Origin of the sequence: Pseudomonas sp. NPDC088429, from assembly GCF_044753305.1 — a bacterium.
GTDB lineage: Bacteria > Pseudomonadota > Gammaproteobacteria > Pseudomonadales > Pseudomonadaceae > Aquipseudomonas > Aquipseudomonas rustica.
In genome coordinates this window covers 52542-76765 of the sequence record NZ_JBIVMX010000015.1, presented here as the reverse complement: position 1 = coordinate 76765, position 24224 = coordinate 52542, and the positions used below count along the sequence as shown (strand labels likewise).

Here is a 24224-nt window from a genome sequence, read left to right as displayed (position 1 = left end):
GTGTTTCAGGTCGCCGTATCGCGCAAGACACCTCGGTCAGTCCCCTCTCCCTTCGGGAGAGGGTTAGGGTGAGGGGCTCTAGATCTTGACTTAAAACTCCAACGTGCTGGACAACGAAACCTGCCGCGAATCCCCCATCGACACAAAGAACCGGCTCGCCGCCGACGTGTAGTAAGTGCGATCAAACAGGTTCTTCACATTCAGTTGAAACTTGACCTTCTGCCCTTCAACCTGGGTGTCGTAAGTGGCAAACGCGTTCGCCACGGTATAGCTCGGCAGATCAAAATCATTCACCGCGTTACCCGCCCGCTCACCGACATACCGCGCCCCGGCACCGACGCGCAATTGATCGCCACCGATCACGCTGCCGAAGTCATACACCGCCGACAATGAGCCGCTATTCTTCGCCACGTTTTGCAGGCGCTTGCCTTTGTAGTCCGGGTCTTCCGTGACTTCGGCATCGGTGTAGGCGTAGCTGCCGATCATGCTCCAGCGCTCGCTCAACTGACCGCTCAAATCCAGTTCCAGACCGCGCGAACGCACTTCGCCGGCGGCGCTGTAAATCGTCGTTGGGCCTTCAGCATTGGCGACCAAAACGTTGCGCTTTTTGATGTCGAACAATGCAACGTTGCCGGTGACTTGTCCTGGCAGATCGAGGCGCGCGCCCAGCTCCCACGACTTGGCTTCTTCCGGCGCGATGCTGCCGTCGAGCACGGTGCTGCTGCCGCTCAGCGGGGCGATGGTCGAGTTGGGTTTGAACGATTCGGTGTAGCTGCCGTAGAACGACAAAGCGTCGGTGTAGCGATACACCAGCCCCGCGCGCGGCACCCATTTCTGCCCGTTACTGTCGGTGTTGGCCTTGAACGGCACGCCTTTGCCGGCGTACTGGTCGTACTCCTGAAAGCGCCCGCCGGCGACCAGAATCCATTGATCGGTGAGGTGAATCGAGTCCTGCATAAAGATCGAATCGCTGCGCAGTTCATCGGTCTGCGCGCTGTCGGCGGCACTGACCGTGGTGCCTTCGACTTCACGGCCATACACCGGATTGACGTAGCTGAAGGTGCTCAGGCTTTTCTGGCGGATCAGGTCGGCGCGGTAGATCTTGCGGTACTCATCGTCGACGCCGAACACCAGGTCATGCTGCATGCCCAACACGTTGACCTTGCCTTCGAGACTGGCGGTGGTGAAACGGTCGGTGCTGATCGCGTTTTGTGTGCCGTCCATGCTGCGGGTCAGCGTGCCTTTTTTGCTGTCGATGGCGGTGACGCGTACTTGGCTGGCGTCGTAGGTTTCGCGGTTCCAGCTGTAGCCGAAATGGGCTTTCCAGTCGTCGTTGAGTTCGTGGTCGGCTTCGAAGTGATAGAGATCCGAACGCCCTTCCATGTTGTTGAACGGCTCGTCGAGGCGCTCGTTGCGCGAGATATCCAGTGGATGATTGGTGCGCGGATCGATCAGCGTGCCACGGTCGAACGGCGTGAGAAATTCGCGATGCTCGTAGGCGAACAACAGCTTGGTGCTTTCGCCGAACCAGGCCAGCGAAGGCGCGATCAGGGTTTGGCGGAGCGTGCCGAAATTGCGCCAGTAATCTTCGTCTTCGTGATCGAGCACCATGCGATAGGCCAGCCCGGAATCGCCCAGCGCACCGGTGCTGTCGAAGGTGCCGCCGCTGCCATTCTTGCCGTCGCCGTAGGTCGAGCCGCTCAGGGTCAGCGCGTTGTACTGCGCCAGCTCAGGCTTCTTGCTGACCATGTTGACCACACCGCCCGGATCCTGAATGCCGTAGAGCAACGACGCCGGGCCCTTGAGCACTTCGACGCGATCGACCGTGGCGTTCATGCCTCGGCCCTGCACGATTGGCATGCCGTCGCGCATGATCGAGCCGTTGCGGTTGTCGCCGAAACCGCGCGTCATCACCGAGTCCTGCGTGCTGCCCAAGGTGTTGCCCTGAGTGATGCCGCTGACGTTGGCCAGTGCATCGTCGAGATTGCGCGGTGCCTGATCGCGGATGACCTGCGCCGGGATGACGTTGACGGTCTGCGGGACTTCTTGCAGCGAGGCCGACGAGCGCATCACCGAACTGGTTTCCGGCGGCTGATAACTCAACGAATCGTTGCGCATCGAGGTGATGGTGGTGGCGCCGAGGTTCAACGCGCCTGCGGTGGGCTGCGGCTCCAGTGCCAAGGTGTGACTGTCGGTGCGGCGGAAACTCAGGCCGGAACCTGTGAGCAACTTTTGCAGGGCCTGTTCCGCGCTCATCTGGCCGTTGACCGCCGGGGCGGTGAGGCCGTACGGCGCTTCGTCGGTGTAGACCACGCTCTGCCCGGTGACCCGGCTGAAATCGCTCAAGGCTTGCGGCAGCGGTTTGGCGGCCAGGCTGAACGTGAACTGCTTTTGCGGCTGGCTGCTGACGGTTTCAGCGGCGCGAGCCACGCTCATCGGCAACAGCGCCAATGCCGAAAAGCTCAACGCCGACACGCCTAACCACTGTTTGACCGAACCCGATTTTGCCCTGGACTTCATGACTCATGACCTGTGTAGAACCGCAACGGATGCGAATGACTCGCAGTTTCAGTCACTACACGGATGGGGCCTGGGTTTACCTCATCACAATTTGAAAATATTTTTGCAGGTGTGTTGTCGGGGCCGACGCCTTCGCGAGCAGGCTCGCTCCCACAGGGGATCGCATTTCAAAATGTGGGAGCGAGCCTGCTCGCGAAGAGGCCGGTGGCCCTATCGCAAAATAATCAAGTGCCCCAACACCTGATGCTGCTCAAACCCCAACACCCCCTGCAAAGAATTCAACACCGCCTGCGGATCCTTACTCGGAAAACTGCCACTGACCTTGCGCGCCGCCAACTCATCATTGAGCAGCACAATCCGCCCCGGATAATACCGGCGCAAATCCTCCACCACGTCCCCCAGCGTCGACTTGTAATACGTCAGCCAACCCTGCCGCCAGGCCAGTTGCGCCTCGCTGTCCACGGCATGCAGTTTTTCCGCCGATCCCGCTCCGTAAGCGACTTGCTGCCCGGCCGTGAGAATCTGCTGTTCGCCATTACGATCCGCCGTCACCCCGACACGCCCGGACAACACCGTCACCTGCGCGCCATGCGCTTGCAGTCGCACTTCAAATTGCGTCCCAAGCACCCGCGCCGAGCCTTTCTCGGCCTCGACCACAAACGGCTCACCAGTGTGCGTAACCGTGAAAAATCCGGCGCCACGGCGCAACTGCACATGCCGCTCACCCCGGCTGAAATCCACCGCAATCGCACTGTCAGCATCGAGGGTAACTTGCGATTGATCAGCCAACGTCACCGTGCGAATTTCCCCCGGCGCGGAAACGTAATCAGCCCCCAGGTCATCAATCCAGCGCTGCGGCTGCCACCCGGTGCCGAGGCTGATCATCAGCAACAGACACGCGGCCATCGCCAGCCCACCCGACCACCGCAAGAGTTGCGGACGACGCGGTCGATCCATCGCATCGAGATAACCCTGCAGCGCCAAAGCCTCTTCATCGGCCAACGTTCGCGCCGGGCCTTCGCTCAACTCCCAGACCACTTGCGCCTGCGCATAAGCCTCGGCGTGCGCCGGATCGGCACGCAGCCATTGGCTGAAGGTGAGTTGATCGCCCGCGCTTGGCCGATCATGCAACAGGCTGAGCCAAGCGAATGCAGCCTGCTCCTGAGCCGGTGTCGGGGTGACGTAATCGGTTGGCTTCACGGTGCTTTCCCTGGCAGACGTGGCGCGGGTTCGCGCAGGCTGGCCTTGCAGGCCTCGAGGGCGCGCATCATATGTTTTTCCACGGCACTTTGGGACAGGCCCATGGCTTTGGCGATGTCTGCGTACTTGCGACCGTGGATGCGATTGAGCAAAAAGATTTGCCGCGTGCGCTCGGGCAATGCACGCAATGCCGCTTCGACGTGGCGCAGATCATTGCCCGCTTCGAGCGCCGCTTGCGGCTCGCTGCCGTGGCTGTCCGGCGCGTCCGGTTGCCAGCCTTCGTTGACTCGCGAGCGCGCACCTTCGCTGCGTAAATGGTCGATGGCGATGTTGCCAGCGCAACGTAAAAGATAAGTGCTGAGTTCCTCGACCTGCACCAGCGGCCGCCGCCAGAAACGCAGAAACAAATCCTGCACCAGATCCGCCGCTGTCGCCCGGCAGCCGACGCGCCGATTCACCAGCGCTTCCATCTGCGAACGCTGGGACAGAAACACCTGGAGAAAGTGCGCACGCGCCCCGCGCGGTTCGTCGTCGCGGGATTCCGGAGGGAGACCGATCAACACCTCAGCACTGCGCCCATGCCGCCACCGGGCTGGCCAACAGACTCAGCCCGGCGAGCGCCAACGCCAGACGCGGGCGATACGGCATCAGCAACACCAGCGTCAATGCGCTGAGCATCAGCACGGCGAACCAGTCGACCAGGCCAAAGCTCCAGCCGTTCACCGTCACTGCCGCCCACAGCGATAAACACAGCAACAACCATCCGCCGATTTTCAGCGCCTGACGACGCGAGGCCGAAGGTTTGTGGCCGAGCAATTCATCGTGATGACGAGGCATCGACAGACACAACGCGGTGAACCCGGCATAGCACAGCAGCAGCGCCAGCAACATCAGTTCGCTCCCTGCTCAAGGGTGATCGCCCGAGCCTTTTCGCGACGAGGATTTTTCACGCTGACAGTGCTGGCGGCGCGTTGCATTTTCCATGCGGCCCACGCGAGAAACACGCCGGTGGCGAAGCAGGTCAGATCGAAACCGGCGAGCGTCCAATCGCCCTGCGTCAGGGTTGCCGCGAGATTCCACGGCGTGGTCAGCGCATTGATCACCGGCACGGCAGTAAACAGCAACGCGCCGCACGCCAGCTGCTCGACCCACGCCTTGCGCCCCGGCCGCAACAGCGCGTGCAACACGCTCAAACCCCAAGCGATAAAGAACGCATTCACTTCCCAATCCGCACGTCCGGCCAGACCTGTCGGCAGCAGACGATTGGCCAGGAAAAACACCGCGATCGCCGTCACCAGCCCGGCCATGCTGGCGATGTTCAGCACTTCAACCAGCCGCAGTTCGAACGGCATCACACCGCTCTTCGCGTGTTTCAGCTGACGCTTGCCGAGCCAGATCACCAGCCCGGTGCCGATCATCGCGGTGCCGGCCAGCCCGCAAATAAAGTACAGCCAACGCAACACCGGCCCGGCGAAGTGGCCCATGTGCAAACCATAGAAAGCGCCGCCGACCGCCATGGCCATCGGCTGATTCGGTGTGCTGCCGAGCATCTGCCCGCTGACCCCGTTGAACGTCACCGCACGGCCGAAATCGTGCACCACGCCGTCGCCGGCACGCGACAGCACCACCGTCGCATTGGCGTCGCCCGGATTGTTCACCGACAGTCGCGCCGTATGGCCGCCCGACCATTGTTCGCTGGCCTTGGCCAACAGCGGTGCCATGGGTGCCAGCGCCTGAGGAGTGTTGGCGCGTTCCGGGGTATTCGAGGCTGGGAATACTTCATCGTAAAACTTGTTCACGTCGCTGCCGTACGACGCCAAAATGCTCGCCGGCATGACCATCGACATGAAAATCACCAGGCTGCTGTAGGTGATCATCAGGTGAAACGGCAGCACCAGCACGCCGACCGCGTTATGCCCGTCGAGCCAGGAGCGCTGGCCTTTGCGCGGACGGAAGGTGAAGAAGTCTTTGAAGATTTTTTTGTGGGTGATGATCCCGGTGATCAGCGCGACGAACATCACCATCGCGGCGATCGTCGCCAGCCAGCGCCCCCACGGATAGGGCATTTGCAGCTGAAAGTGGAAGCGGTAGAAGAACTCGCCGCCCATGCTTTCGCGGCCCTGCACTTCGCTGCCGGTTTGCGCGTCGAGGGTATTCGATTCGAAGCGGCCGCGCTCGCCGGGTTTGCCCGGCGACTGCTGCCAGCGCACGGTCAGGCCGGGATCACGGGCGTCGGGCAAGTCGATCAACCAGCGCGAGGCGCCGGCGGCATGTTGCTGTAGATAATTTTGCGCCAGCGTCAGGCTCGCCTCGGCATTCAACGGTCGCGAGGGAATTTCCGGCTGCATCCAGTGCGTGGTTTCGTCATTGAAATAGGCCAGCGTGCCGGTCAGAAAAATCGCGAACAGCAACCAGCCGAACACCAGCCCGACCCACGTGTGCAACCAGGCCATGGCCTGGCGAAAACCCTCTTTCATGCAAAGCCCAACCCGCGAGCAGCGCCGGAGATGGTCGCCAGAATCACGCTCGGCACCAGCAAACCGACCCACGCCGACCACGCCGTGCGGCAGGCAAAGCACCACAACACCGCCACCAGATAGACCAGAAACGAAACAGTCATGCCGGTCACCACGGCTTCGGCGCGGTTGAGCGGCAACCACATGGTCAGGGTGACACTGGCCAGCGCCGCGACCAGATAGCCGCCAAACACCGCCGCCAGCACCCGCGAGGTAACGGCCAGACGATAGGACATGGGAAGTGTGGCGAGTTTGGCTTTCATGTTTCGACCCTGAAACGAAAACGTCCGGCCGACAAGCCGAACAACAGTCGAGCAATATTAATGATAAATATTCTCATACGCAAAAGCATCTGATTGCCGGACACCGTCAGCGCACCCTACAATGCGAACAGTTCTTGTTCTCTAACGCACCTCTCTACCGCGTCAGCAAAACGCCCGGAGTCACCGTTGTCGTCCGCCCATCCCGTCGAATCGCTCTATCAGGCCCACCACAACTGGCTGACCGGCTGGCTGCGGCGCAAACTCGGCTGCCCGGACAGCGCGGCGGATCTGGCGCAGGACACCTTCATCAAAGTGCTGACCGCTCGCGATCCACCGGTGATAATCGAGCCGCGCGCGTTCCTCACCACCCTCGCCAAGCGGGTGTTGTTCAATCACTACCGCCGTCAGGATCTGGAGCGCGCCTACCTCGACACCCTCGCGCAGATGCCGGAAATGCTTGCGCCCTCTGAAGAACACAAAGCGATCATCCTGCAAACCCTGATGGAGCTGGATGAGTTGCTCGACGGTTTGCCGCGCCAGGTCAAACGCGCGTTTTTGCTCGCGCAGGTCGATGGCCTGACGTATCCACAGATCGCCACTGAACTCGGCATTTCTGTGGCCACGGTCAAACGTCATCTGAACAAAGCGGCGATGCGCTGCTACTTCGCCCTATGAATCGCGCTCCGGATTTTTCTTCGCAGGTGGCCGAACAGGCTGTGCACTGGCTGATGGAAATGCAGCAAGGCGCCCTGAGCCCGCGCCAGCAGACGGCGATGCAGCAATGGCTGGAGGCGCACAGCGAACATCGGCGGGCGTGGGAACACATTCAGCGGGTCAATCAGCGGTTGCGCGGGGTGTCTTCGCCATTGGCGCATGCGGCGTTGAACGGGCCGAAGTCGGGCAGTCGACGTCAGGCGCTGAAATTGTTGCTGATTCTTGGCGCCGGTTCGGCTGCGACCTGGGGAATGCGTGAGCACAATCCGCTGCCGTCGCTGCTTGCTGATTACCGCAGCCCGGTTGGGCAACGGCGCAAAGTGGCGTTGGGTGCGGGCGATCAATTGCACCTCAACACGGCGAGTGCGGCTGACGTGCGGATTGATCAGCGTCTGATTCGTTTGCTTGAGGGCGAAATGCTCCTGACCGCGTCGCACGCGTTTGAAGTGCGTACGGCGCAGGGCATTCTGAAAACCCAGGGCGCGCGTCTCAATGTGCGGCAATTGGCCGATCGCACGCAGGTGGCGTTGTTTGAAGGGCGGGTCGAACTAAGCGCCGATGGGCGTGCGCCGATGCTGCTGCCGGTGGCTCGGCAACTGAGTTTTACCTCGACGATTGTTGGTGACGCGAAAGCGCTGGATGCCAACAGTGGCGCCTGGGTCGATGGCATGTTGGTGGCGGCGCATATGCGTCTGGGGGATTTTCTCGATGAGCTCGGTCGCTATCGTCGCGGGCAGCTTAATTGCGACAGGAAGGTTGCTGATTTGTTGATCTCCGGGACGTATCCGCTGGACGACAGTGAGCGGATTCTTGATCTGCTGGAAATCAGTTTGCCGGTGAAGGTGAAGCGCTTTACCCGGTATTGGGTGACCGTTGAGGCGCGGGTGTAAGGAACAAGATCAAAGGATCGCAGCCTTCGGCAGCTCCTACAGGAGATATGCATTGCAAATGTAGGAGCTGCCGCAGGCTGCGATCTTTTGATCCTTGAAAAATAAATGAGCCGTTTTTCAGATCTGGCGTGACAGAGAAGGAAAGCCCCCTTGATTCAACCTTCTCAGGATCATCCACCATGCACCCCACCCGCCTCACGCCACTGGCCCGCAGCCTGCGCAATCTCGTCCTCGGCGCCAGCCTGAGCTTCAGCGCCCTGCCCGCCGCGATGGCGGCCGACGCCAAGGCTTACCACATCGCACCGTCGTCGCTGGAAAATGCCCTCAACCAGTTTGGCCGTGAAGCGGGCGTGCTGATTTCTTTCGGTTCACAAGTCACCAGCGGCGTGCTAAGCCGTGGTCTGGAGGGGAGCTATACGCCTGAGCAAGGTTTGAATGCGCTGCTCGAAGGCACCGGTCTGCAAGCACGCGCCGAAGGTAACAACGCGTTCAGCCTGCAACCGATCACCGATGCCGCGCTGGAGCTGGACACCTCGAAAGTCGTCGGCGACTGGCTCGGCGATGCCGCGCAGATCAACGTCTTCGAACACCCCGGCGCGCGCGATGTGATCCGCCGCGAAGAGTTCGAACGTCAGGGCGCAACTCAAGCGCGCGATGTGCTCAACCGCATCCCCGGCGTCAACGCCCCGGAAAACAACGGCACCGGCAGCCACGACATGGCGCTGAACTTCGGCATTCGCGGTTTGAATCCGCGTCTGGCCGCACGCTCGACCGTGTTGATGGATGGCATCCCGGTGCCGTTCGCCCCTTACGGCCAACCGCAGCTTTCGTTCGCGCCGATCAGCATGGGCAACATGGATGCGGTGGACGTGGTGCGCGGCGGCGGCGCGGTGCGTTACGGCCCGCAGAACGTCGGCGGCGTGGTTAACTTCGTGACCCGCGCGATTCCCGACGAGCCAACGGTCAAGGGTGGCTTCCAGACTGAGACCAGCCCTTCGTCGAGCCACGACGGCTTCAAGACCAGCGCCAACCTGCTGGCTGGCGGCACCAACGCCAACGGTCTCGGCGGCGCACTGCTTTACTCCGGCACGCGCGGCGGTGATTGGCGTGAGCACAGCGACAGCGAAATCGACGACCTGATCCTCAAGGGTAAATATCAGCTCGACGAGGCCAACAGCTTCAACGCCATGGCGCAGTATTACGAAGGCAAGGCCGACATGCCCGGCGGCCTGAATGTCGCCGATTACGACGCCGATCCCTATCAATCGACGCGCCTCAAAGATCAGTTCTGGGGCCGTCGCACCATGTTCAACTTCGGCTATCGCTATCAGGAAGATCGCCGCGAATTCACCGCCAATACTTTCTTCACCAAAACCCTGCGCAGCGGTTATCTGGATCAGGGCAGCTTCCTCTCGCTGTCGCCACGCGAATACTGGGTGCGCGGTCTGGAAACCCGTTTCGCCCAAGGCTTCGACCTCGGCCCGACCAGCCATGAAGTCGGCGTCGGCTACCGCTACATCAACGAGGCCGGCCACGAACTGCGCTATCGCACGCCGATCGCCAGCAACGAATACCCGACCACCAACAGCCGCAACGACCGCGACACCCGTGGCGGCACCGAAGCCAATGCGTTCTTCGTCGACGACCGCATCGACATCGGCAAATGGACAATCACCCCGGGCGTGCGCTACGAGATGATCGACTCGCAGCAAACCAACAACCTGACCAACGTCAAATATGAAGGCGACTACAACACCGCGCTGCCGGCGCTGAACGTGCTGTATCACCTGACCGACAACTGGAATCTGTACGCCAACACCGAAGGTTCGTTCGGCAGCGTGCAGTACAGCCAGATGCCCAACCGCGTGAGCAGCGGTGAAGTGAAACCGGAAAAGGCCCGCACCTGGGAGCTCGGTACTCGCTATGACAATGGCGCGTTGCGCGCGGAAATTGGTGCGTTCTTGATCAACTTCGACAATCAATATGAAAGTAATCAGACCAACGATTCGGTGATCGCCCGGGGTGAAACTCGTCATCAGGGCATCGAGACCAGCATCAACTACGCGCTGGATGACTTGAGCCCGGCGCTGGCGGGTTTCGATGTTTACGCGACTTACGCCTTCGTTGACGCGACCATTCGTGAAGATGGGCCGAATAAAGGTAATCGTGTGCCATTCTCGTCGAAGCACAAAGGCACGATTGGTATGGGTTACACCGAAGGGGCGTGGAAGTTGAATCTGGACAGCAGTTTCCAGAGTGACCAGTTTGCCGATAATGCCAACACTTCGAAGGAAAGTGCTGATGGCAGTAACGGCAAGATCCCGGGTTACATGCTGTTCAGCAGCCGCGCGGGGTATGACTTTGGGCCGCAGTTGTCGGATCTGAATGTGGCGGTGGGGGTGAAGAACATTTTTAACACGCAGTACTTCACGCGCTCGTTTGATGACAACAACAAGGGCAAGTATGTGGGGGAACCGCGGACGGTTTATGTGCAGACTTCGGTAGCGTTCTGAGGATTGAAGAGCCCCTCACCCTAACCCTCTCCCGGAGGGAGAGGGGACTGACCGCGTTGTTTTGGCGTATTGCGCCGACATGCAATATCGAGCCGAACTCAAGTCTTGATACAACTAAGATCGGCCCCCTCTCCCTCTGGGAGAGGGCTGGGGTGAGGGTTCTCGGCTACAGTGAAATATCAAATCAACTTCACAAGGATCGTGAAGCATGCAAACTCGCCCCACCCTCGTCCAGTTCTCCCGCCAGTTACGCGCTAACCAAACCGACTGCGAACTCCTGCTCTGGCAGAGATTACGCTCCCGCCAAATCGCCAATCTTAAATTCCGCCGACAGTTTCCCTGCCCGCCTTACGTGCTGGATTTTTACTGTGCTGAGCTGAAATTGGTGATTGAGCTGGACGGTGGGCAGCACTTTGAAACGTCGGGATTGATTCATGATCAGCGTCGAACTCTCTATTTGTACCAGCAAGGCATTGAGGTCGTACGTTTCAGCAATCTGGAGGTACTTCAGCAGATGGATGCCGTACTGGAGCAGCTCATACGAATAGCGGCAGCTCGAAAATTGCCCTCACCCTCACCCTAACCCTCTCCCGGAGGGAGAGGGGACTGATTGGGGGATGCTTGCGAGTCACGCCGACCTGATTCTGCTTTACCGAATCCATAATCAACGCGGTCTTTCAGGTCGATGTACCCCGCAAGACACCTCGGTCGGCCCCCTCTCCCTCTGGGAGAGGGCTGGGGTGAGGGGCTGTCCTGCTACAAAAAAAACGGGCCTGCATTCGCAGGCCCGTTCTCATCAGGTTGGCTTATAGAATCAGCGCATCAACTGTTGATCGCTGCCTGTTCATTCTCGTCAAATTCTTCCGCCAACAGTTTGTCGTTGGCCTTGCCGGTGAAAGGCACTACAGCGGCGCGTGGTTTACCTCGCAGTTTGCCGAAGAGGTGCTCCAGGGCGTGCTCGAGTTTTTCGGCAGCGCCGTCGATCGCCTGTTCCAGCGAATCGGCTTTGTGGGTCACGGAAATCGGTTGATGGCCCTTTGGCCGCGCTTCCAGTTGGCAGCGCATGTCATGCGGTCCTGGTTTGTCACCGTTCTCGTCGCTCAGATGGACTTCGACACGGGTCAGGTCTTCCTCATAACGGTCGAGCGTGCTCTCAATGGTTGTACGTACCCACTCCTCCAGTCGTTTACTGCCTTGAACATGGTTATCGCTGTTGACTTGGATTTGCATAGTTCATCCCTTATTTCAGCTAGCTCGCGAGGGGCCTGAATTGAATTTCCTGACCCCTTGGTTACAACAATCGGCCCGACTGCCGAACATTTCAACCCCTGAGAAAAGATAAATATTCATTCGCAAAAAAAGCCGGACAACCGAGTAAAGCGCTGGTAAGGTCGGGAGTTGGGTCGCCTCGCAACCCGGCAAAAACTGCTCACAATTGCCCGTCGTTCAACGGGTGCAAGCTGCGAAAAATCCCCGCCTCTTCGACCAGCCAATCATGCACCGCTCGCACGCCCGGATGGCTCAGCGCCCCTGGCGCATAGAGCAACACGTAACGTTTGTGATTGGGCACCGACAAACCGAACGGCACGATCAACGCGCCCCGCTCCAGTTCATCGTTAAGCAATGTGCGCCGGGCAATCGCCACGCCCATGCCGGCAATCGCCGCTTCGATGGTCAGGTGATTGCGGTTGAAGGTGTGCCCGCGCCGTACGTCGGCGCCTTCGAAGCCGATCGCGTTGAGATAAAACTCCCACTCCGCGTATTCATAACTGCCGCGCCAGGCGGTGATGTCGTGCAGCAGCGGGAAATGCCCCAGATCCGCCGGCCCGTGCAGCGGTGGTCGACCGCGTAGCAGGCTCGGCGCGCACACCGGGAAAATCTGCTCATCGAGCAAGGCTGTGGATAACAATCCCGGATAGCTACCGTCGTTGAGATCGATCGCCAGATCGAAGTCGCCTTCATGCAACGGCACGCTGCTGTCCTCCGCCACCAGTCGCAACTGGATATCCGGAAAACGCTGTTGCAGGCGCGGCAAGCGTGGCGTCAGCCATTTGCTCAGAAACGATGGAATCGAGCGTACCCGCAGCGTGCCGCTGATCATCCCGGCATCGAGTCGACGCAATTCCGCATCGATGCTGCCGTACGCCTCGTTGACCGTGATCGCCAGCCGCTGCCCTTCCGCGCTCAACTCCACGCCCCGCGCACGCCGGTGAAACAGACGAAAGCCGAGGCGCTCTTCCAGTTGGCGGATTTGCTGGCTGACCGCGCCCGGGGTGATGTGCAGTTCTTCCGCGCACCGGGTGAATGACAGGTGCCGCGCGGCACAGGAAAACACCTGCAGCCAGACATAGGTCTGTGCGTGCAATTGACGACTCATCGTTTAGTCCTGCTAAAGGCTGTCTTAGGAAGTTTCGTTGGTCACGTCAGACCGAGAGAGGCAGTATCGCCGACATTGCGCTTGGCCTACAAAAAATGGCGGCGATTCCTACTCCATGACTTGCAAGGCTTTAGTATGGCTATCAGTGTTTTCGATCTTTTCAAAGTCGGCATCGGCCCGTCCAGTTCCCACACCGTCGGCCCGATGCGCGCCGCCGCGACCTTCGCTCAGGCGCTGATCGACCAGCGGTTACTCAATGATGTGCGGCGCGTGGAAATCCGCCTGTACGGCTCGCTTTCCGCTACTGGCGTCGGTCACGCCACCGATCGCGCCACGGTCATGGGCCTGATGGGCGAATGGCCGGACAGCATTGATCCGTCGACCATCGACCCGCGCATCCAGCAATTGCGTGAGTCCGGCCAACTGTCCCTCGCCGGTCAACGCGCGATTGCCTTCAACTGGCAGGAAGATCTCCAACTGCTCGACGAGCGCCTGCCCTACCACCCCAACGCCATGTCGCTGACAGCCTTCGGCGAAACCGACGTGCTGCTTGAGCAAACGTACTACTCGGTCGGCGGTGGTTTCATCGTCGAAGCGGCGGAAGCCGAGTCGGGTGTCGCCCCGGCCGGCGACGTGGTGCTGCCGTACGATTTTTCCAGCGCCGCCGAACTGCTGTCGTTGTGCAAAAAGCACGGCTTGCGGGTTTCCGAGCTGATGATGGCCAACGAGCGCGCCTGGCGCAGCGACGCCGAAATCCGTCAGGGCCTGTTGCACATCTGGTCGGTAATGCGTGAGTGCGTCGAACAAGGTTTGCGCCATGAAGGCATTCTGCCCGGCGGTCTCAATGTGCCGCGTCGTGCGGCGAAATTGCACCGCAGCCTGTTGGAAATCGGCAAACCGAATGTGATCAGCTCGACCCTGTCGGCAATGGAATGGGTGAATCTGTTCGCCCTCGCGGTGAACGAAGAAAACGCGGCGGGTGGACGCATGGTCACTGCACCGACCAACGGCGCTGCGGGGATCATTCCGGCCGTTCTGCACTACTACATGAAATTCAATCCGGACGCGTCTGACGACGATGTTGTCGCGTTCTTTCTCGGCGCGGCCGCCGTCGGTATTTTGTGTAAGAAAAATGCCTCGATCTCCGGTGCCGAAGTCGGTTGTCAGGGCGAAGTCGGCTCGGCCTGCGCAATGGCCGCTGCGGGTCTGGCTGACGTGCTCGGCGCCACTCCGGAGCAATTGGAAAACGCCGCCGAAATCGGTCTGGAACACAACCTCGGCCTGACCTGCGACCCGGTCGGCGGGCTGGTGCAAGTGCCGTGCATCGAGCGCAACGCGATCGCGGCGGTGAAAGCGATCAACGCCACGCAAATGGCCCTGCGCGGCGACGGCAATCACTTCATCTCTCTCGATCGGGTCATCCGCACCATGCGCGATACCGGCGCCGACATGCACGACAAGTACAAAGAAACTTCGCGCGGCGGCCTGGCGGTGAACTGGGTGGAGTGCTGATCCCGATTGCACTGTCAGCGGTCATCTGCGCAGTTCTGCCCTGAAACCGCGCGATAAAAAAAGGCGAGCCCCGTGGCTCGCCTTTTTTATCGCCGTGTTCATTGTTCGACAATTTTTCCGGCATGTCCCTTGCAAACTCCCCGTAGGAGCTGCCGAAGGCTGCGATCTTTTGATGTCGATCTTAAAAAACAACGTCAAAAGATCGCAGCCTGCGGCAGCTCCTACACGAGCAATTCGCGAATGGCCACGGAATGGCCGGTGATCAGGTTTGGCGAACCAACCCGATCACGGCCGGTCAACAACTGCACGTTCAATCAGGCGGTGACGCATCATGGACAATCCATTTCAGATCATTACCGATGCCTTTGCGCCGGACTATCAGATCAACCTGAGCATTCAAGGGCTGGACGGCAGCATTATGCTGACCCTGTCCAACAACGGCCGGATCGTGGCCAAACGCATGATCAGCGCCGAACAACGCAACGATCCCGCGCGCCTTAAACGCCTGGTGCAGAGCATTCAATTCGGCATCGCCATCGAACAGGGCCACAGCGCCATGGCGATCCTCGAATCGATGACCAGCGGCGACGAACTGACCCCGCCACCGCAAAAAATCATGGATCAGCCCCGACCAGCGGCCGGACTTTAAAGCTCGCCCTTCTCGACCTCGGGATGCTCGCTGGAACCTGTACCGAGGGTGCGCTGTGGTTTCTCGATTTTCACCGAGGGAAATTGTGACGAGGCGTAACGCACCACCAGAATCGCCAGCGCCAGCAGCAGAATCCCGCCGCACAGGTAGATGATGCCCATGTCCGGCGGGTTGTGGTGCGAGACGTTGGAGATCAACAGGCGCGTCAGCGCAGTGATCGCCACGTAGATCAGGAAGCGCACCGGCATGTGGTTGGTCTTGAAATAAATCCCGACCATCGCGCCCAATTCGAGATAGATGAACAGCAGCAGGATGTCATCGATCTTGATGTGGCCTTCCTCGAGCATCCCGAGAAACTCCATCACCGCCGCGTATGCCGTCACCGCACCGATGGCAAACAGCGCCAGATAGTGGAAGGTTTCGACGAACAGGTTGCCCAGGGACTCGGCCAGTTGATGCACGTTTTGCCGCAGTTTCTCGGCCCAGTTTATTTTCACGATGATGTTCCTTAGCTCGATGCGAGCGGATGATGCGCGTTGGACGTGACGGTTTTCTGCACGTAACGGTTTTCATGCAGAAAAGAGGCCACGCCATCATGGCGAGCCATCACCAAACCCGCGCCGTGGCGTTTGGTCGCAGGCCTCGGGTTTGCACGATCCCTGTGGGAGCGAGCCTGCTCGCGAATGGCCTCAACACGATCCCACTGCCAAACCTTAAATCCGGTCTACATTAAAATCCCACTACCCATGGCGCAGGGATTCGCTTATCCTTTTCGCTGTATATGGATACAGTAGTCGTCAAGACAACTTAATGTGAAGGCATGTGAGGTGGTGAATGGCCGTCGAAGTGGTATACCGCAGCAGCCGAGATCTGGAGCGCTTGTTCATGGATAAAGCCGAAGCTGACCGTCATGACAAAATGCTCGAACTGGCCGAATATCTGGCCGATGTCCTGCAAAAAGCCGTTCCGTCCCTGACTGAACAGCAAGTGGAAGAAGCCGGGATCTACATGGCGAAGAATCGTGATGTGTTCGCCCGGGCGTTCAAGAGCCAGCCTGACGCGCTGTCGGAGCTGATCAACGCCCCGGCCGAGCCTGTCGAGAACGCTGAAGTGGTGGAAGTTGCTGAAGCGCCGGCCAAGCCTGCGAAAGCGGCAAAAGCTGCAAAGTAATCAACAAAGGATCGCAGCCCCTGTAGGAGCTGCCGAAGGCTGCGATCTTTTGATCTTCCCCCATCACCGATATAAAACCCGCTCCGCCAACTCGTCCGCCACCCGCGCTGGCGAACGCTTCTCCGCCTGCGCATGAGCAAACACTTCCGTCAGCCGCGAACTGATTTTCGACAAATGCGCGGTAATTGTCGGCAACTCTTCGCCGCGATGCTTCAGCGAAACATAAATCAGCCCACCGGCATTGATCACATAATCCGGCGCATAGAGAATCCCGCGCCGTTCCAATTGATCAGCCACGTCCAGATGCGTCAGTTGATTGTTCGCCGAGCCCGCCACCGCCGAGCAACGCAATTGTGTGACGGTGTGACTGTTGAGCACCCCGCCCAGCCCACACGGCGCAAGAATGTCGCACGGCGTACTGAGCAAGGCATCGTTGGCAATCGGATGCGCGTTGAGTTGCTCCATCGCCAATTGCACTTTGCCGTGATCAATGTCACTGACCAGCAATTCGGCACCCGCCGCGTGTAGTTGCTCCGCCAGCGCATACCCGACATTGCCCAAACCCTGAATCGCCACGCGCAAACCTTCAAGATTATCGCTGCCCAGCCGCGCCATGGCGGTCGCGCGAATGCCGGCGAACACGCCCATTGCCGCATGCGGGGCCGGATCGCCCGCCGAAGTAGTGCTGGTGACGTGTTGGGTTTGTTGAGCGATGCAATCCATGTCCGCCACTGAGGTGCCGCTGTCGATGGCGGTGATGTAACGGCCATCAAATTGATCGATGCAGCGACCGAACGCCTCGAACAGCGCCGCACGATTTTCCACATGCGCCGGCCGCACGATCACCGCAACGCCACCGCCCTGCGGCAATCCCGCCAGCGCGGCTTTGTAGCTCATACCCTGAGCCAGGCGAATGGCATCCTCGATGGCTGATTCATCATTCGGATAGGCAAGGTAACGACACCCGCCCAGGGCTGGCCCGAGGCGACTGTTATGGATGGCAATGACCGCCTTCAACCCTGAAACCGGGTCGACGCTAAGGTGCAGCGAATCCAGGCGAGTGCTTTGCATGAGCGCAAACATTGTTGGGCTCCCGAATCACTTCTTGTAGAACGCCAGTATAGGCTTGCGCCTGAAAATTGCTGGAGCGCACCGGAATAAGCGGCCTCGAAGTCAGATGTTTTGCGGCATAACTCAATCGCTGCAAAATCCGCCACTGGACGAATAGCACTGACGGGGCTAAAACGAGGCATTCGAGGGAGATTGCGATGAGTCCGCGTCAACGATTTTTCGAGTGCCTGCACCGTTCACCGCCCGCGCTGTTAGAAGCCGCGTTGTGGATTGCTGCCGAGCACGAAAAAGACGTCGACCCGGCGGCGCTGCTGCACGACTTCAAAGAGCTGCAACAGCGCGTGAGTTATGGGCTGCCGATGCTGCCGGTCAGTGAACTGGCGCAACCGTTGCTGCGGCGGATGACCGATCTGGGTTTCGCTCAGGATGATTTTTTGCCGCTACGACCGCAGGCGGCGATGCTGCCCAAAGTCATGCAGACCCGTCGCGGCCAGCCTTTGGCGCTGGCGTTGATTGCGCTTGAGCTGGCGCAAGGTCTGGAGATTCCGCTGGTCGGGGTCAACTTCCCCGGGCACTTCCTGCTGCGGGTACCGGGGGCCGATCACCTGCTTGATCCCTGCGGCGGTCGACGTTTGTATCCGAATGATTGTCGCGAGTTGTTGCAGCGCCAGTATGGGCCGAACATGAAACTCAACGCCGAGCATTTGCTGACCGCCTCGCCGCTGCAGATGCTGCAACGTTTGTCGCGCAACTTGCGGCAGTTGCACCTGACCCATGAGGACTACATTGCCTCGCTGATCGACGCTGAACGGGTACTCGAACTGGGCGATGCTGCTGCCGCTGATTATCTGGCGCGGGCGAGTTTGTACCAGCGGCTGGATTGCCCGAATGCCGAGCGCTTCGATCTTGAGCGTGCGTTGTTGCTGAGTGATGATCCGATCCAGCGTCTGCGCCTGACCGACCGGCTCAGCCACTTGCCGCCTAATTCTGTCGTCCATTAAAAGCAAAAGATCGCAGCCTTCGGCAGCTCCTACAGGTGATCTCATGTAGGAGCTGCCGAAGGCTGCGATCTTTTGATCTTCAAGATTTAAAAGGCGCCGCAACACCCACAACCGAACCACCCTCGGAAGGCGAGCGCACCTGGATGATCAGCAGCGCAGCGATGACCGCCGGAATCGCGCAGAAGAAGAAAATCTGCTCCACGGGAATGTGCATCGCCAGCAGCAGACTGCCGAACAACGGCCCGAGAATCGAACCAAAACGCCCTACACCCAATGCCCAACCAGTACCCGTGGCGCGAACGTGCGCCGGATAAAAATTACTCGCGAACGCATTCAACGTCAGCTGCCCGCCGATGATGCAGAAACCCGCCGCAAACACGCAGGCCACCAGGTAACGCGGATTGTCGTGATTAAGGCCGAGCAAAATCGTACACAGCGCCGCGCCGGCCAACACGCCAGACAACAGCCGCACCTTGCGCTTTAAACGGTCGGCAAACCACGCCATGCAAATCGCGCCGAGGGTGCCGGCGAACAGGAACATCGACGTCACCAGATTGGCTTCGTTGAGTGTCAGGCCGCTTTCCAGCAGCAACGTCGGCAGCCAACTGATCATGAAATACAGAAGAATCAGGCTGACAAAAAACGTCGCCCAAATCAGCAGTGTCGGTCGCGCGTAGCCGTTGCGGAACAATTCGACCACGGTCAGTTTGCTGCCCTGCTCGCGCTCGTTCTGCTCGACGCTCGCCACTGGCGGTTGCCAGTCCGGCAACATTCGCGCGGTGATTTTGCGCAGGCGCGCATATGGCGGCGCGTCACGCAGCAAACGCGGCAGCGACTCCGGCAACATCCACCAGAGGAACGGGAACAGCAGCAACGGCGTCACGCCGCCAGCGAGGAACACCGCTTGCCAGCCGAACTGATCGATAAATCCGGCCGCGACAAAACCACCCGCCGCACCACCGAACGAAAAACCGCACGCCGCCAGCGTCACCATCAAAGTACGCAAGCGTGGTGGCGAATATTCCGACATCAACGCCATCGCACTGGGCATCGCGCCGCCCATGCCGATGCCGCAGATAAAACGCGCGATCATCAGCGTATTCAGGGAATCGGCGAACACCATCAACACGGTGAGCGTGGCGTAGATCAGCACGCAAGCAAGCAGAATCCGTCGCACGCCGAAGCGGTCGGCCAATGGCGTGACCACCAGCGAACCAATAGTCAAACCGAGCAGGTTGGCGCTGAAAACAGGTCCGAATGCGGCTTTTTCCAGCCCCCAATCCTGAGCCAGTGCCGGGACAACGTAACCGAGCACCTGCGCGTCGTAACCGTCGGTGACGAGCAGCAAGGCGAGCAGGATCAGGAGCAACCACTGATAGCGGGACACCGGACGGGCGTCGAGTGCCGCACGGAAGCTGGCAATCTGGTTGTGCATCGCAAGGTACCTGTTTTGTTTTTATGATTTTTTGCTGTGGCAACCGGATCGTTCCCACGCTCCGCGTGGGAATGCCGCCGGGGACGCTCTGCGTCCACTATGACGCAGAGCGTCACGGGATGCGTTCCCACGCAGAGCGTGGGAACGATCAGTCACAATTTTGGTTACGGGGTGTCAGGTTGATTCGCGGGATGGGCTTTGATGAATGCCGGATGGTCTGCCGCCAGCGCCGCCACTCGGCAGATTCGCGGATAAGCCTCCAACGAAACATTGAACCGCTCAGCCGCATACAACTGCGGAATCAAGTAAACATCCGCCACACACGGCCACTCGCCGAAACAGAAACCGCTATCACCAATCAACTGCTCCACCGTCGCCAAGCCTTGGCCGATCCAGTGGCTGATCCACTCCACCACCTGCGGCTCTTCCTGCCCCAACTGGCGCAGGCGATTGAGCACGCTGACGTTGTGCAGCGGATGCACGTCGCAACCGATCACCGCCGCGACAGCACGCACATGGGCGCGGGCCGCGAGGTCTTCCGGCAACAGCGGCACCTGTGGATAACGTTCCTCCAGGTACTCGATGATCGCCGGCGACTGGATCAATAACTCGCCTTCATCAGTGCGCAAGGCCGGCACGCGGCCCTGCGGATTGATCGCCAGATACGCCGCCTGCCGATGCTCGCCGCCGGCCGGCGCAATCAGATTGACCGGCAACGCCTGATAGTCGAGGCCCTTCAATGCCAGCGCGATCCGCACGCGATACGACGAGGTCGATCGGTAGTAGGTATAGAGATCCATGAACCGCTCCTGTCAGCGCGCCGCCAACACTTTGCCACGGCATTCGCCGAAGCCGATCGAGGCGAAACCATCACGGGCGCAACGTGCGCGCAGGATGATTTCGTCACCGTCTTCAAGGAATTTGCGCACTTCGCCGGAGGCCAGTTCGATCGGTTTTTTACCGCCCTCGGTGATTTCCAGCAGGCTGCCGAACTGACCGTTTTCCGGGCCGGACAAAGTGCCCGAACCGAACAGATCACCGGCCTGCAACTGGCAACCGTTGACGCTGTGGTGCGCGACCATTTGCGCGACTGTCCAGTACATGTAGCGGGTATTGCTCAGGGTCAGGCGATGGGCTGGCAGATTCTGTTCGCGCATGGCTTCGGTGAGCAGCAGCACTTCCAGTTCGATGTCGAAAGCACCGCCGTCCTGATCGCGTTGATCGAACAGGTACGGCAGCGGCTGCGGATCACCCTCAGGTCGTTTCGGTTGCGCGGTGCGGAATGGCGCCAGCGCTTCTGCTGTTACGACCCACGGAGAAATGCTGGTGATGAAGCTCTTCGACAGGAACGGGCCCAGCGGTTGGTATTCCCACGCCTGGATATCGCGCGCCGACCAATCGTTGAGCAGGCAGAAACCGGCGATGTGATCAGCGGCATCGCCGATGGCGATCGAATCGCCCATCTCGTTGCCCTGACCGATCCAGATGCCCAGTTCCAGTTCATAGTCCAGACGTGCGCACGGGCCGAAAGTCGGCTCAGTCTGACCGGCCGGTAGCGTCTGGCCTTTCGGGCGACGCACATCGGTGCCGGAGGCGCGCACGGTGGAGGCGCGACCGTGGTAACCGATCGGCACGTGCTTGTAGTTCGGCAGCAACGGGTTATCCGGACGGAACAGTTTGCCGACGTTTTGCGCGTGTTCGATGCCGACGTAGAAGTCGGTGTAATCGCTGATGCGTGCCGGCAGGTGCAGTTGGCAATCGGCGGCCAGTGGCAGCAGTTTTGCACCTTGCGCTTCGATGCTGCCACGGTGCGTGCTGCCTTCGCTGAACAGTTCCAGCAAACGCTCACGCAGAGCCACACGAGCGTCGCGACCGAGTTCAAAAAACGCGTTCAACTGGCCGCCGTGCATGGCTTCGACGGCACTGCGCGCGGCACCGTCGAACAGCCCGGCTTCCAGCGCGACTTGCAGATCAAAAATCTGTTCGCCAATCGCCACGCCTGCGCGCGGCGCCGAACCGTCCACGCTGAACACACCGAGCGGCAAGTTCTGCAGCGGGAAATCTGCGTGACCGTTGGCTGAAGCGACCCAGCTGCGGGTGATGGAATTCTGCGTCATGGGTTATCTCCGGGTCGGGTCGAACGTGGCGGGCAGCGTGGCCCAGCAAGCGTCGTAAGTAGATTGCAGTTGCGGGCAGTCGAGGGCGAAACGGCTTGGGCGCAGCACCTGACTGGTCTCGAACATGAAGGCCATGGTGTTGTCGATTTTCGCCGGTTTGAGCTCGGCGTTGACGGCTTTGGTGCAGGTCTCGCCGTCCGGGCCGTGGGCGCTCATGCAGCTGTGCAGCGACGCGCCGCCGGGCACGAAACCTTCAGCCTTGGCGTCGTATTCACCCTGGATCAGGCCCATGAATTCGTTCATCAGGTTGCGGTGGAACCACGGTGGCCGGAAGGTGTTTTCGGCGACCATCCAGCGCGGCGGGAAGATCACGAAGTCGAGGTTGGCCAGACCGTGCACGCTGGTCGGCGAGGTCAGCACGGTGAAGATCGACGGATCCGGGTGATCGAAACTGACCGTACCGATGGTGTTGAAACGGCGCAGGTCGTATTTGTACGGCACGTTATTGCCGTGCCAGGCGACCACGTTGAGCGGCGAGTGATTGAGTTCAGTGGCCCACAACTGGCCGAGGAATTTCTGCACCAGCGTGGTTGGCTGCTGCAGATTTTCGTAAGCGGCGACCGGGGTCAGGAAGTCGCGCGGATTGGCCAGACCGTTGCTGCCAATCGGCCCCAGATCGGGCAGACGCAGCGGCGCGCCATGGTTCTCGGCGACATAACCGCGCGCCTGCGGGTCGAGCAATTCAACGCGGAATTTCAAGCCGCGCGGCAGCACGACGATTTCCAGCGGCGCCACTTCCAGCACACCCAATTCAGTGGCGATGCGCAGACGGCCGAGTTGCGGCACTAGCAGCAGTTCGCCGTCGGCATTGAAGAACACGCGTTCCATCGAACGATTGGCGGCGTAGTTGTAAATGCTGATGCCGGACGGTTTTTCGGCGGCGGAGTTGGCCACCATGCTCACCAGGCCATCGATGAAATCAGTCGGCTCGGCCGGGATCTCCAGCGGATTCCAACGCAGGCGATTCGGTGTCACATCGCCCAACGGCCCACCGGCCAATTGCCGTTCCAGTTTGACGAACGCCGGGTGATTGGCCGACGGCTGAATCCGGTACATCCAGGTGCGCCGCGCTTCACTGCGGGTCATGGTGAACGCGGTGCCGGAAAACAATTCGGTGTAGAGGCCGTACGGGGCTTTTTGCGGGGAGTTCTGGCCGACGGGCAGCGCGCCGGGCAACGCTTCAGTGCTGAATTCGTTGCCGAAACCGGACTGATACGCCAGCGCCTGAGCGGTTGAATCGAGGTTCATGGAGCCTCCTGAACAGGGAGTCGGCAGTGGCCCATCGCTCTGGCTCAGAGGTTTCGGCACGCCGGGGTTGTTATTATCGTAATTCAATTACGCATAACGTAATTTGCTCGCTATCCAGCGTCAAGCTATAAAGACGCCCATTCGTATCGGAACCCGGCCGCACCATGGAAAAAACCAGCGACAGTAACGGCAAACAGAAAGTCCGCTCCGCCGAAGTCGGCACCGACATCCTCAAGGCTTTGGCCGAGTTGTCACCGTCGACCTCGCTGTCGCGTCTGGCCGAACACGTACAGATGCCGGCGAGCAAGGTGCATCGCTATTTACAGGCGTTGATCGCCTCGGGTTTTGCCGAGCAGAACGCCGCCACCAACCATTACGGTCTCGGTCGCGAAGCGCTACGTGTGGGTTTGGCCGCACTCAACAGTATGGACGTGCTGAAAGTCGCCGCCCTGCCGTTGGCCGAACTGCGCGACGAACTCAACGAGACCTGTTTTTTGGCGGTGTGGGGCAATCAGGGTGCAACCGTGGTGCACATCGAACCGGCGGTACGTGCGGTGACGGTGGTGACGCAGTTGGGCTCGGTGCTGCCGCTGCTCAGTTCTTCAACGGGACTGGTGTTCAGCGCGTTTCTGCCGCATCGGGAAACCGATGATCTGCGCGAGCAGGAAATCGCCGTTGCCGATCACCCGCTGAAAGACGAAAAGACTTACACAACCCTGTGCGAACAGATCCGCGAACGCGGTCTGCACCATGTTCACGGCTTGCTGATGCCCGGCGTGGACGCGTTGTCCGCGCCGGTGTTCAATGCCGTCGGCCAGGTCGCAGCCGTGCTCACGATTGTCGGCCCGACCTCGTTGTTTCACGCTGACGAAAACGGCCCCGCGGCGCAGCGATTGTTGGCGGCGACGCGGGCCGTGAGTTGGCGCATGGGCTTTCAAAGCGACGACGTCAGTCGTTGAACGGCGCCA

General features: G+C 60.1%; 22 protein-coding genes and 1 pseudogene. 9 read left to right on the top strand and 14 right to left on the bottom strand.

Translation table 11 applies throughout. The annotated features are described in order from the left end of the window. Positions 1-90 precede the first annotated feature (90 nt). The 6 genes from ACIP66_RS11035 to ACIP66_RS11010 form a co-directional block, all read right to left on the bottom strand. Positions 91-2520, bottom strand: coding sequence for a TonB-dependent siderophore receptor (locus tag ACIP66_RS11035; protein ID WP_400647922.1), 2430 nt, complete (start codon positions 2518-2520; stop codon positions 91-93). 210 nt (positions 2521-2730) lie between these two features. Continuing rightward, positions 2731-3720 carry a FecR family protein gene (locus tag ACIP66_RS11030; RefSeq protein WP_400647919.1) on the bottom strand — a complete coding sequence of 330 codons (990 nt, stop codon included), beginning with the start codon at positions 3718-3720 and terminating at the stop codon, positions 2731-2733. Beyond that, positions 3717-4283 carry an RNA polymerase sigma factor gene (locus ACIP66_RS11025; RefSeq protein ID WP_400647917.1) on the bottom strand — a complete coding sequence of 189 codons (567 nt, stop codon included), beginning with the start codon at positions 4281-4283 and terminating at the stop codon, positions 3717-3719. The genes ACIP66_RS11030 and ACIP66_RS11025 overlap by 4 nt, the downstream gene beginning before the upstream one ends. Position 4284: 1 nt before the next feature. Beyond that, positions 4285-4611 (bottom strand): DUF3325 domain-containing protein, encoded by a 327-nt coding sequence (locus ACIP66_RS11020; protein WP_053117253.1) that lies wholly within the window; start codon positions 4609-4611, stop codon positions 4285-4287. Beyond that, positions 4611-6197 carry a PepSY-associated TM helix domain-containing protein gene (locus tag ACIP66_RS11015; protein ID WP_400647915.1) on the bottom strand — a complete coding sequence of 529 codons (1587 nt, stop codon included), beginning with the start codon at positions 6195-6197 and terminating at the stop codon, positions 4611-4613. The genes ACIP66_RS11020 and ACIP66_RS11015 overlap by 1 nt, the downstream gene beginning before the upstream one ends. Next, the gene (locus ACIP66_RS11010) at positions 6194-6499 is read right to left on the bottom strand and encodes a DUF3649 domain-containing protein (protein ID WP_053117249.1); all 306 of its coding nucleotides are present in this window, start codon (positions 6497-6499) and stop codon (positions 6194-6196) included. Before ACIP66_RS11010 ends, ACIP66_RS11015 begins: the two co-directional genes overlap by 4 nt. A 186-nt stretch (positions 6500-6685) precedes the next feature. Here ACIP66_RS11010 and ACIP66_RS11005 point away from each other — a divergent pair, with 186 nt between their 5' ends. From ACIP66_RS11005 to ACIP66_RS10990, 4 genes are all read left to right on the top strand, one after another. After that, a complete protein-coding gene (locus ACIP66_RS11005; protein ID WP_400647911.1) occupies positions 6686-7174 on the top strand; it encodes a sigma-70 family RNA polymerase sigma factor in 489 nt (162 codons plus the stop codon). Then, the gene (locus tag ACIP66_RS11000) at positions 7171-8103 is read left to right on the top strand and encodes a DUF4880 domain-containing protein (RefSeq protein WP_400647908.1); all 933 of its coding nucleotides are present in this window, start codon (positions 7171-7173) and stop codon (positions 8101-8103) included. The genes ACIP66_RS11005 and ACIP66_RS11000 overlap by 4 nt, the downstream gene beginning before the upstream one ends. A gap of 179 nt (positions 8104-8282) precedes the next feature. Further along, complete coding sequence (gene fecA, locus ACIP66_RS10995) at positions 8283-10616, top strand: TonB-dependent Fe(3+) dicitrate receptor FecA (RefSeq protein ID WP_400647905.1); 2334 nt, start codon at positions 8283-8285, stop codon at positions 10614-10616. A 208-nt stretch (positions 10617-10824) separates the two neighbouring features. Beyond that, a complete protein-coding gene (locus tag ACIP66_RS10990; protein WP_400647902.1) occupies positions 10825-11199 on the top strand; it encodes an endonuclease domain-containing protein in 375 nt (124 codons plus the stop codon). A 239-nt stretch (positions 11200-11438) separates the two neighbouring features. Here the strand turns inward: ACIP66_RS10990 and ACIP66_RS10985 are convergent, their stop codons facing one another. After that, complete coding sequence (locus tag ACIP66_RS10985; RefSeq protein WP_053117239.1) at positions 11439-11846, bottom strand: HPF/RaiA family ribosome-associated protein; 408 nt, start codon at positions 11844-11846, stop codon at positions 11439-11441. A gap of 199 nt (positions 11847-12045) precedes the next feature. Next, positions 12046-12993, bottom strand: a complete 948-nt coding sequence (locus tag ACIP66_RS10980; RefSeq protein ID WP_159812191.1) for a LysR substrate-binding domain-containing protein — start codon at positions 12991-12993, stop codon at positions 12046-12048. 135 nt (positions 12994-13128) lie between these two features. Between ACIP66_RS10980 and ACIP66_RS10975 the strand changes: the two genes are divergently transcribed. Then, positions 13129-14505, top strand: a complete 1377-nt coding sequence (locus ACIP66_RS10975) for an L-serine ammonia-lyase (RefSeq protein WP_400647898.1) — start codon at positions 13129-13131, stop codon at positions 14503-14505. Between the two features lie 331 nt (positions 14506-14836). After that, entirely contained in the window at positions 14837-15154 is a 318-nt protein-coding gene (locus tag ACIP66_RS10970) for a DUF3509 domain-containing protein (RefSeq protein ID WP_400647895.1), read from the top strand. Here the strand turns inward: ACIP66_RS10970 and ACIP66_RS10965 are convergent. Next, positions 15151-15651, bottom strand: coding sequence for a phosphate-starvation-inducible protein PsiE (locus tag ACIP66_RS10965; protein WP_053117232.1), 501 nt, complete (start codon positions 15649-15651; stop codon positions 15151-15153). The two genes, ACIP66_RS10970 and ACIP66_RS10965, sit on opposite strands and share 4 nt — an antisense overlap. A 337-nt stretch (positions 15652-15988) precedes the next feature. Between ACIP66_RS10965 and ACIP66_RS10960 the strand changes: the two are divergent. Beyond that, positions 15989-16243: pseudogene (locus ACIP66_RS10960) on the top strand (YebG family protein); the annotation flags it as partial. Between the two features lie 144 nt (positions 16244-16387). Here ACIP66_RS10960 and ACIP66_RS10955 read toward each other — a convergent pair. Beyond that, the gene (locus ACIP66_RS10955; RefSeq protein ID WP_400647892.1) at positions 16388-17407 is read right to left on the bottom strand and encodes a Leu/Phe/Val dehydrogenase; all 1020 of its coding nucleotides are present in this window, start codon (positions 17405-17407) and stop codon (positions 16388-16390) included. A 185-nt stretch (positions 17408-17592) separates the two neighbouring features. On the opposite strand from ACIP66_RS10955, the gene ACIP66_RS10950 reads away from it, so the two are divergent. Further along, positions 17593-18396, top strand: a complete 804-nt coding sequence (locus tag ACIP66_RS10950) for a transglutaminase family protein (protein ID WP_400647890.1) — start codon at positions 17593-17595, stop codon at positions 18394-18396. A 79-nt stretch (positions 18397-18475) separates the two neighbouring features. Here ACIP66_RS10950 and ACIP66_RS10945 read toward each other — a convergent pair whose 3' ends face one another. From ACIP66_RS10945 to hmgA, 4 genes are all read right to left on the bottom strand, one after another. Then, positions 18476-19831, bottom strand: coding sequence for an MFS transporter (locus tag ACIP66_RS10945; RefSeq protein ID WP_400647888.1), 1356 nt, complete (start codon positions 19829-19831; stop codon positions 18476-18478). Positions 19832-19995: 164 nt separating this feature from the next. Next, complete coding sequence (maiA, locus tag ACIP66_RS10940; protein WP_212544047.1) at positions 19996-20631, bottom strand: maleylacetoacetate isomerase; 636 nt, start codon at positions 20629-20631, stop codon at positions 19996-19998. Positions 20632-20643: 12 nt separating this feature from the next. Next, positions 20644-21948 (bottom strand): fumarylacetoacetase, encoded by a 1305-nt coding sequence (gene fahA / locus ACIP66_RS10935; protein WP_400647884.1) that lies wholly within the window; start codon positions 21946-21948, stop codon positions 20644-20646. 3 nt (positions 21949-21951) lie between these two features. Continuing rightward, the gene (hmgA, locus tag ACIP66_RS10930; RefSeq protein WP_400647881.1) at positions 21952-23256 is read right to left on the bottom strand and encodes a homogentisate 1,2-dioxygenase; all 1305 of its coding nucleotides are present in this window, start codon (positions 23254-23256) and stop codon (positions 21952-21954) included. A 164-nt stretch (positions 23257-23420) separates the two neighbouring features. On the opposite strand from hmgA, the gene ACIP66_RS10925 reads away from it, so the two are divergent. Further along, a complete protein-coding gene (locus tag ACIP66_RS10925) occupies positions 23421-24215 on the top strand; it encodes an IclR family transcriptional regulator (RefSeq protein ID WP_400647878.1) in 795 nt (264 codons plus the stop codon). Positions 24216-24224: the final 9 nt, after the last annotated feature.

Excerpts from the sequence above, each read along its gene's own strand:
- maiA (WP_212544047.1), bottom strand. The coding sequence starts at position 20,631 with ATGGATCTCTATACCTACTACCGATCGACCTCGTCGTATCGCGTGCGG.
- fahA (WP_400647884.1), bottom strand. The coding sequence starts at position 21,948 with ATGACGCAGAATTCCATCACCCGCAGCTGGGTCGCTTCAGCCAACGGT.
- ACIP66_RS10945 (WP_400647888.1), bottom strand. The coding sequence starts at position 19,831 with ATGCACAACCAGATTGCCAGCTTCCGTGCGGCACTCGACGCCCGTCCG.
- ACIP66_RS11000 (WP_400647908.1), top strand. The coding sequence starts at position 7,171 with ATGAATCGCGCTCCGGATTTTTCTTCGCAGGTGGCCGAACAGGCTGTG.
- ACIP66_RS11035 (WP_400647922.1), bottom strand. The coding sequence starts at position 2,520 with ATGAAGTCCAGGGCAAAATCGGGTTCGGTCAAACAGTGGTTAGGCGTG.
- ACIP66_RS10970 (WP_400647895.1), top strand. The coding sequence starts at position 14,837 with ATGGACAATCCATTTCAGATCATTACCGATGCCTTTGCGCCGGACTAT.
- ACIP66_RS10925 (WP_400647878.1), top strand. The coding sequence starts at position 23,421 with ATGGAAAAAACCAGCGACAGTAACGGCAAACAGAAAGTCCGCTCCGCC.
- ACIP66_RS10990 (WP_400647902.1), top strand. The coding sequence starts at position 10,825 with ATGCAAACTCGCCCCACCCTCGTCCAGTTCTCCCGCCAGTTACGCGCT.
- hmgA (WP_400647881.1), bottom strand. The coding sequence starts at position 23,256 with ATGAACCTCGATTCAACCGCTCAGGCGCTGGCGTATCAGTCCGGTTTC.
- ACIP66_RS11015 (WP_400647915.1), bottom strand. The coding sequence starts at position 6,197 with ATGAAAGAGGGTTTTCGCCAGGCCATGGCCTGGTTGCACACGTGGGTC.
- ACIP66_RS10950 (WP_400647890.1), top strand. The coding sequence starts at position 17,593 with ATGAGTCCGCGTCAACGATTTTTCGAGTGCCTGCACCGTTCACCGCCC.
- ACIP66_RS10980 (WP_159812191.1), bottom strand. The coding sequence starts at position 12,993 with ATGAGTCGTCAATTGCACGCACAGACCTATGTCTGGCTGCAGGTGTTT.
- ACIP66_RS10975 (WP_400647898.1), top strand. The coding sequence starts at position 13,129 with ATGGCTATCAGTGTTTTCGATCTTTTCAAAGTCGGCATCGGCCCGTCC.
- fecA (WP_400647905.1), top strand. The coding sequence starts at position 8,283 with ATGCACCCCACCCGCCTCACGCCACTGGCCCGCAGCCTGCGCAATCTC.
- ACIP66_RS10955 (WP_400647892.1), bottom strand. The coding sequence starts at position 17,407 with ATGTTTGCGCTCATGCAAAGCACTCGCCTGGATTCGCTGCACCTTAGC.
- ACIP66_RS10985 (WP_053117239.1), bottom strand. The coding sequence starts at position 11,846 with ATGCAAATCCAAGTCAACAGCGATAACCATGTTCAAGGCAGTAAACGA.
- ACIP66_RS11010 (WP_053117249.1), bottom strand. The coding sequence starts at position 6,499 with ATGAAAGCCAAACTCGCCACACTTCCCATGTCCTATCGTCTGGCCGTT.
- ACIP66_RS11020 (WP_053117253.1), bottom strand. The coding sequence starts at position 4,611 with ATGTTGCTGGCGCTGCTGCTGTGCTATGCCGGGTTCACCGCGTTGTGT.